The sequence below is a fragment of the Novosphingobium piscinae genome, assembly GCF_014230355.1.
Classification (GTDB): Bacteria; Pseudomonadota; Alphaproteobacteria; order Sphingomonadales; family Sphingomonadaceae; genus Novosphingobium; species Novosphingobium piscinae.
In genome coordinates this window covers 23465-30341 of sequence record NZ_JACLAX010000026.1, presented here as the reverse complement: position 1 = coordinate 30341, position 6877 = coordinate 23465, and the positions used below count along the sequence as shown (strand labels likewise).

Genomic DNA, 6877 nt, shown 5'->3' with positions numbered 1-6877 from the left:
GCCCGGCGCCGCCGGTGCGACCGCCAGCGGCGGTCCCGTCGCCCGCGCCTTCCAGGCGGCCCAGGCGGCGGCCCAGGCCGGCAGCGAGGCCGGCGGCGCGGCGCGCCCCTCGATGGCCGAGACCCTGCGCCAGACCTTTGCCATCGGCGAGCCTTCGGGCGGCGCCGTGCCGGCCCATGTCCGCTCCGCCTACGGGCGGCTTTCGGCGCTGGGGCTCTAGCCGATGCGCCTGTCCAGCCCTTCGGCTCTGGCCCTGCCAGCCGGGATCATGACCCTGATCGGGCTGATGATCGTCCCGGTGCCGACGATCCTGCTCGACGTGTTCTTCGTACTCAACATTGCCCTGTCGGTGGCGGTGCTGATGGCGGCGATGAACGCGGCCAAGCCCCTCGATTTCTCCTCGTTCCCCTCGGTGCTGCTGTTCGCGACGCTGCTGCGGCTCTCGCTCAATGTCGCCTCGACCCGCGTGGTGCTGGTCCGCGGGCATGAGGGCGGGGCGGCGGCGGGCCATGTGATCGAGGCCTTCGGGGCCTTCCTGGTGGGCGGCAACTTCGCGGTCGGCCTGTTCGTGTTCATGATCCTGATGATCATCAACCTGATGGTCGTCACCAAGGGCGCCGGGCGCGTCTCGGAAGTGTCGGCGCGCTTCACCCTCGACGCCCTCCCGGGCAAGCAGATGGCGATCGACGCCGATCTCGCCGCCGGGCTGCTCACCGCCGACGAGGCCAAGGCCCGCCGCCGCGAGGTGGCCACCGAGGCCGACTTCTACGGTTCGATGGACGGTGCCAGCAAGTTCGTGAAGGGCGACGCTGTCGCCGCGCTGCTGATCCTCGGCACCAACATCATCGCCGGCTTCGTGCTCGGCATGCTCAGCCACGGCCTCAGCGCCGGCGAGGCGGCCGAGCGCTACATCACCCTTGCCGTAGGCGATGCGCTGGTCGCGCAGGTCCCGGCGCTGCTGCTGTCGATCGCCGCGGCCGTGATCGTCACCCGCGTCTCCGACACGCGTGACCTGGCTGGCCAGATCGGCGGCCAGTTCGCCGATCCCCGGACCTGGCTGCCGGTGGCGGTGATCATGGCCGCGATCGGGCTGATCCCGGCGATGCCGCAGACCATCTTCCTGCCCGCCGCGGGCCTGGCCTTCTGGCTCTATCACACGCTGCGCCAGCGTGCTGACCGCCCGGCGCCCGTGGTCGAGCTGCCAGCGGTGGTCGATCCGCAAAGGATCGGGCTGGACGAGGTCTCCGACCACACGCTGGTCACGATCGAACTCGGCTATGGGCTGGTTCACCTGGTCGACGACCGGCGCGGTTCGCCACTGGTCACCCGGGTCACCGGGGTGCGCAAGCAGCTCAGCCAGACCTTCGGCTTCATCGTCCCCCAGTTCCGCGTCCGTGACGCGCTCGAGGTGGCGCCGCACGATTACCGCATCGTCCTCGGCGGGGTGCCGCTGGGCGGGGCGACGATCCGTGCCGACAAGGTTCTTGCGATCGACGCCGGCGAGGCGCGCGACAACCACACCCTGGTCGGCGAGCCGACCCGCGATCCCAGCTTCGGCTGCCCCGCGCTGTGGATCGAGCCCTCGGCACGCGACCATGCCATTGCCGAAGGGTTCCTGACCGTCGATGCCAGCACGGTCATCGCCACCCATCTGAACCAGCTGCTGGGCGAGCGGCCGCAGGCGCTGCTCGGCCCGGACGAGGTCCGTGCGATCATCGAAGGGGTCAAGGAGCATTCCGCTGGCCTCGTCGAGACGGTCTATCCCCAGCCGCTCAGCCTGGCGGCGATCACGCGGCTGCTGCGCAGCCTGCTCGAGGACGGCGTGCCGCTCGGCCACCCGGTGCCGATCCTGCAGAGCCTGTCGGAAGCGGTCCAGATCACGCTCGAGCACGACCGGCTGATCGACCTGGTGCGCGCCGATCTCGGCCCCATGATCGTCGGCCGGCTCTGCGCTCCGCATGAACGGCTGCCGGTGCTGACGCTCGACGCGAAGCTCGAGAATGCCATCGTCCAGGGCCTCCAGGACCCGACCACCGGCCAGCCGATGGTCGAGCCGGATCTGGCCCGGGCGATCGGCGAGCAGATCGTCGCGATTATCGACGGTCGCGGTCCGACCGCGCTGCCGCCGGCCCTGATCGTCCAGCCGCGCGCGCGGCGTGCGCTGGCCGCCCTGTTGCGGCTGCGTTGCCCGCAGTGCGCGGTGCTTTCGATCGCCGAGCTGCCGCCGGCCCAGCCGATCGAGGTGATCGCGGTGATCGGCGGCGAACCGCCGCCGGCCCGCGCACTCAGCCATCACAGCCCTTCCGACAGCCCCTTCGCAGATGAGTTGGCCGCATGAAACACGACCACAGATCCTTTGGCCCCCGGTCCGCGATCGGCGCGGCCTATGCTGGCGACGTCGCCGACCGGGTGCGGCGATTCCTGCCCATGGTCCGCCGCCTGGCCTGGCACGTCCACGGCTCCGGCCGCCCGGGGATCGAGCTCGAGGACCTCATCCAGGCCGGGCTCGTCGCCCTGACCGAGTGCGCCCAGCGCCATTCCGGCCCGGGCGAGGACGGGTTCGCCGCCTATGCCAAGATGCGCGTGCGCGGAGCGATGGTCGATCTGATCCGGCGCTCGATCCCGCTGTCGCGCGGGGCCACCGAGCGGCGACGCCAGCTGCGCGAGCAGGAGGAGGCCTTGCGGGGCCGGCTTGGCCGCGAGCCGACCGCCCGTGAACTGGCCGCGGCGATGGACGTCACCGAGACCGAGCTGGCCGAATTGCGCGCGGCGAGCGAGCCGATGCGCTTCGAGAGCATCGACGAGACCTATTCCGACAGCGACATGGCCTTTGCCGACCAGCGCCCCGATGTGCTCAACCAGCTGGCCGACGCCGAGATGCGCGAAGCGGTGGCCGAGGCGATCGCTGGCTTGCCTGAGCGCCTTCAGCTGGTGATCCAGCTCTACTTCGTCGAGGAACTCAACCTGTCCGAGATCGCCGAGGTCCTGACCGTGTCGATTCCCCGGGTCCACCAGCTCAAGGCCCAGGCGCTCGACCAGCTGCGCAAGGCTCTGGCCGGGGTGGCCGACGTGATCTGATGCCCCGGCTCCAAGTAATTGTTTATTATGAGAATAGGCTCCAGGCCTAGGCGGCGAGTCGCCGCGGTGGATTGCGTCTGCGCCGCGCTGGTGGTACCGCAATCGCATGGCTTCCTGCGAAACCTGCGTCGTCCGCAATCGCGCGATCTGTTCGGCCCTTGATGCGCAGGAGATCGGCGCGCTTAACGCCATCGGTCGCACCCGCACCCTTTCCGCCGGCGAGGCGCTGATCTGGGAAGGCGATGATTCGGTCCTCGTCGCCAACGTGATCGACGGGGTGCTCAAGCTCTCGACCGGCACCGAGGATGGCCGCGAGCAGATCGTCGGCATGGTCTTCTCCTCCGATTTCATCGGCCGCCCGTTCGGCGCGACCACCGGACACGGCGTCACCGCGCTGACCGACGCGACCGTCTGCGTGTTCAACCGCCGCGATTTCGACGCCTTCGCCCGCGAACATCCCGCGCTCGAGCACAAGCTGCTGCAGCGCACGCTGACCGAACTGGACCGGACGCGGCGCTGGATGCTGCTGCTCGGGCGCAAGTCGGCCAGCGAGAAGGTGGCGAGCTTCCTGCTCGAGATGTGCGAGCGCGTCGCGGCGCCGGGCTGCGAGCATCACGTCCCGGCCGGCGAAATCCGGCTCGACCTGCCGGTCTCGCGCCAGCAGATCGCCGACGTGCTCGGCCTGACGATCGAGACCGTCAGCCGCCAGTTCACCCGCCTGAAGGGCGAGGGCGTGATCGACCTGCCCTCACGCCGCGAGGTGGTGATCCGCAGCCACGCCGCCCTGCTCGCGGAAGCGGGATAGGGCCGGCTACCGCCTCCGCCCGGAGGTGCTTCGAATGGCTTGTGTTGCCTGGGATCAGGCACCTGGATCCGCTCGGGACCGAACATTCGACCACCCCTTAATCGTCGCCCCGGCCTTGAGCCGGGGCCCCGCTAACTTCTGCGGCAGCGGCGCGAACAGGCAAGCCGGGTCTCGGGTCAAGCCCGGAACGACGATGGCGTTCGTGATGTGCCAATTTGCGGGTGTGCGAATTGGGTTTGGGCCGGTGATGCGCGCCGGCCCCTCTCCCAACCCTCTCCCCTGAGCCGAAGACCGCCGAAGGCAATGGGAGAGGGCTATGTCCGCGCCCCACCCAGATCAGCCTCCGCTTGCTGTCCCGCACACAAAAAGGCGCCCCGGGCCTTCCCCCGGAGCGCCTTCCTGTCAGCCCCGATGGAGCGTCAGAAGCGGTACGCGATACCGGCGCTCAGCACCCAGGGGTTAAGCCGGTGGCGGGTCTGCAGCGCGGTGCCGGTGGCGGTGTAGAAGGTGGCGTCGGTATTGACCCAGTACTTCTTGGCATCGAGCGAGAGGCTGTAGCCGTTGCCGATTGCCACGTCCGCGCCCGCCTGGACCGCCACGCCCAGCTCGCTGCTGAGCTTGGTGCGGGTCACGCCCAGCCCGCGCACCGCGGTGCTCGGCCGGTCGTTGATCATCAGGAACAGCGTTGGACCCACCCCGAGGTAGGGTTTGATCGCGCCGAGCGGCAGGTGGTACTTGGCGGTGAAGGTGGCCGGGATGATCTGGACGTTGTCGATCGCAACCACCCCGCTGAGCGTGCCCGACGACACCGTGACATGGTGCCCGGTGACGCAGCAGATCGTCTCCACCGACACGTTCGGGGTGAAGAAGTACTCGATCGCGACCGTCGGGACGACATTGTCGTTGATGTCGGTGTTGGTCACCGCGCCGGTCGCCACCAGCCGGGCGGCGTCGCCCTTGACCTGGGTGACCTTGCCATCGACCAGCACCCCGGTGCCGAGCAGCTTGACCTGGACCTTGCCGTCGGCATTGCCGGCATGCGCGGTGCCGGTGAACGCCAGGGCGGCTGCCGTTGCCGCCAGGTATGCGAACTTGTTCATGTCCCTCATCCTTCGCGCCGCGGGCCTGCCCCGTGCAGGTCCTGCTCCTTGCGGCGTCGGAATGGGCGGATGGCGCGATCGTCCGGCACGAACATTGATCGAGCGCAACAATCAGACTTTGGTCTAATAAAGTCTGTAATTTCAGGGAATTTGATCACCATCAATGTTGCGCGCCCGGTGCCGGGCCAAGGGCTGCCCGATCGCAACGCATGAGAGGGAAGGCTCATGGTTACCCTGACTGGGCGCGCCGGCATCTGGCTGGTCGTGCTGTTTCTCGCCATTCTGGCCGTCGCCGCGGCTGCCGATACCGGCTTCGCGGTGCACATGACGATCGTCGCGCTGGCCGCGGCGATCGGCCTGTTCGTGACCCTGTCGCGGACCGACTACGCGGCGCTGGCCCGCGGCGCGCTCCACGCGCCCGATGCCAGCCGTTATGATGACGACCCGATCCGTTGGGGCGTGATCGCCACGGTGTTCTGGGGCATGGCCGGCTTCGCCGCCGGCCTGTTCATCGCGCTGCAGCTGGCCTACCCGGTGCTCAACCTCGGGTTCGAGTATACCACCTTCGGCCGGCTGCGGCCGCTGCACACCTCCGCGGTCATCTTCGCGTTCGGAGGCAATGCGCTGATCGCGACCTCGTTCTACGTGGTCCAGCGCACCTGCCGGGCGAGGCTGGCCTTCCCCGGCCTCGCCCGTTTCGTGTTCTGGGGCTACCAGCTGTTCATCGTGCTTGCCGCCACCGGCTACCTGCTGGGGATCACCCAGGGCAAGGAATATGCCGAGCCCGAATGGTACGTCGACCTGTGGCTGACGGTGGTCTGGGTCGCCTATCTGGCGGTCTTCGTCGGCACCCTGGTCAAGCGCACCGAGCCGCACATCTACGTGGCCAACTGGTTCTACCTCTCGTTCATCCTGACCGTGGCCATGCTCCACCTGGTCAACAACGTGAACCTGCCGGTCAGCCTGCTCGGCAGCCGGTCGATCGCGGTCTGGGCCGGGGTGCAGGGCGCGCTGATCCAGTGGTGGTACGGCCACAACGCCGTGGGCTTCTTCCTGACCGCCGGCTTCCTCGCGATGATGTACTACTTCGTGCCGAAGCAGGCCGAACGCCCGATCTACTCCTACCGCCTGTCGATCATCCACTTCTGGGCGCTGATCTTCCTCTACATCTGGGCGGGTCCGCACCACCTCCACTACACCGCGCTCCCCGACTGGGCGCAAACCCTGGGCATGGTCTTCTCGGTCATGCTGTGGATGCCCAGCTGGGGCGGGATGATCAACGGCCTGATGACGCTGAACGGCGCCTGGGACAAGGTCCGCACCGATCCGATCATCCGCATGTTCGTGATGAGCCTGGCCTTCTACGGCATGAGCACCTTCGAGGGGCCGATGATGTCGGTGAAGACGGTCAACGCGCTGTCGCACTACACCGACTGGACCATCGGCCACGTCCACTCGGGCGCGCTGGGGTGGAACGGCATGGTCACCTTCGCCACGCTCTATTACCTCGTCCCGCGGCTGTGGAACCGCCAGCGGCTCTATTCGCTGCGAATGGTCAACTGGCACTTCTGGCTCGCGACCACGGGGATCGTCTTCTACGCCGCCGCGATGTGGGTGGCGGGGATCACCCAGGGGCTGATGTGGCGCGAGTACGGGGCCGATGGCTACCTGGTGAACTCGTTCGCCGAGACCGTCGCCGCGCTGCATCCGATGTACCTGCTGCGGGCCTTCGGCGGGCTGCTCTACCTCGCCGGCGCGGTCGTGATGACCGTCAACGTCTGGAAGACCATCGCCGGATCGCCGCTGCGCCGCGAAGCTCCGATGACCGACACGCCCTATGACGCCGCGCAGGACCGCCCGCTGGTCCCCGCCGTCGCCGCCGAATGAAGGGGGC

Annotated in this window: 5 protein-coding genes and 1 pseudogene; 5 read left to right on the top strand and 1 reads right to left on the bottom strand. The window is 68.5% G+C overall.

Features of this window, described 5'->3' with window-relative positions:
- From H7F53_RS16340 to H7F53_RS16325, 4 genes and pseudogenes are all read left to right on the top strand, one after another.
- Positions 1–220, top strand: a pseudogene (locus tag H7F53_RS16340) (transglycosylase SLT domain-containing protein); the annotation flags it as partial.
- Between the two features lie 3 nt (positions 221–223).
- A complete protein-coding gene (locus H7F53_RS16335; protein WP_185680580.1) occupies positions 224–2338 on the top strand; it encodes a flagellar biosynthesis protein FlhA in 2115 nt (704 codons plus the stop codon).
- A complete protein-coding gene (locus H7F53_RS16330; RefSeq protein ID WP_185680579.1) occupies positions 2335–3078 on the top strand; it encodes a sigma-70 family RNA polymerase sigma factor in 744 nt (247 codons plus the stop codon). Before H7F53_RS16335 ends, H7F53_RS16330 begins: the two co-directional genes overlap by 4 nt.
- 106 nt (positions 3079–3184) lie before the next feature.
- Positions 3185–3883, top strand: a complete 699-nt coding sequence (locus H7F53_RS16325; protein WP_185680578.1) for a Crp/Fnr family transcriptional regulator — start codon at positions 3185–3187, stop codon at positions 3881–3883.
- Positions 3884–4302: 419 nt separating this feature from the next.
- Here the strand turns inward: H7F53_RS16325 and H7F53_RS16320 are convergent, their stop codons facing one another.
- Complete coding sequence (locus H7F53_RS16320) at positions 4303–4983, bottom strand: OmpW/AlkL family protein (protein ID WP_185680577.1); 681 nt, start codon at positions 4981–4983, stop codon at positions 4303–4305.
- Positions 4984–5208: 225 nt separating this feature from the next.
- Between H7F53_RS16320 and ccoN the strand changes: the two genes are divergently transcribed.
- Positions 5209–6870, top strand: coding sequence for a cytochrome-c oxidase, cbb3-type subunit I (ccoN, locus tag H7F53_RS16315; protein WP_185680576.1), 1662 nt, complete (start codon positions 5209–5211; stop codon positions 6868–6870).
- The last annotated feature ends 7 nt before the right edge of the window (positions 6871–6877 follow it).

What these genes read in the sequence shown, in the direction of transcription:
- H7F53_RS16335 (WP_185680580.1), top strand. Translation starts at nt 224, where the DNA reads ATGCGCCTGTCCAGCCCTTCGGCTCTGGCCCTGCCAGCCGGGATCATG.
- H7F53_RS16330 (WP_185680579.1), top strand. Translation starts at nt 2,335, where the DNA reads ATGAAACACGACCACAGATCCTTTGGCCCCCGGTCCGCGATCGGCGCG.
- H7F53_RS16325 (WP_185680578.1), top strand. Translation starts at nt 3,185, where the DNA reads ATGGCTTCCTGCGAAACCTGCGTCGTCCGCAATCGCGCGATCTGTTCG.
- H7F53_RS16320 (WP_185680577.1), bottom strand. Translation starts at nt 4,983, where the DNA reads ATGAACAAGTTCGCATACCTGGCGGCAACGGCAGCCGCCCTGGCGTTC.
- ccoN (WP_185680576.1), top strand. Translation starts at nt 5,209, where the DNA reads ATGGTTACCCTGACTGGGCGCGCCGGCATCTGGCTGGTCGTGCTGTTT.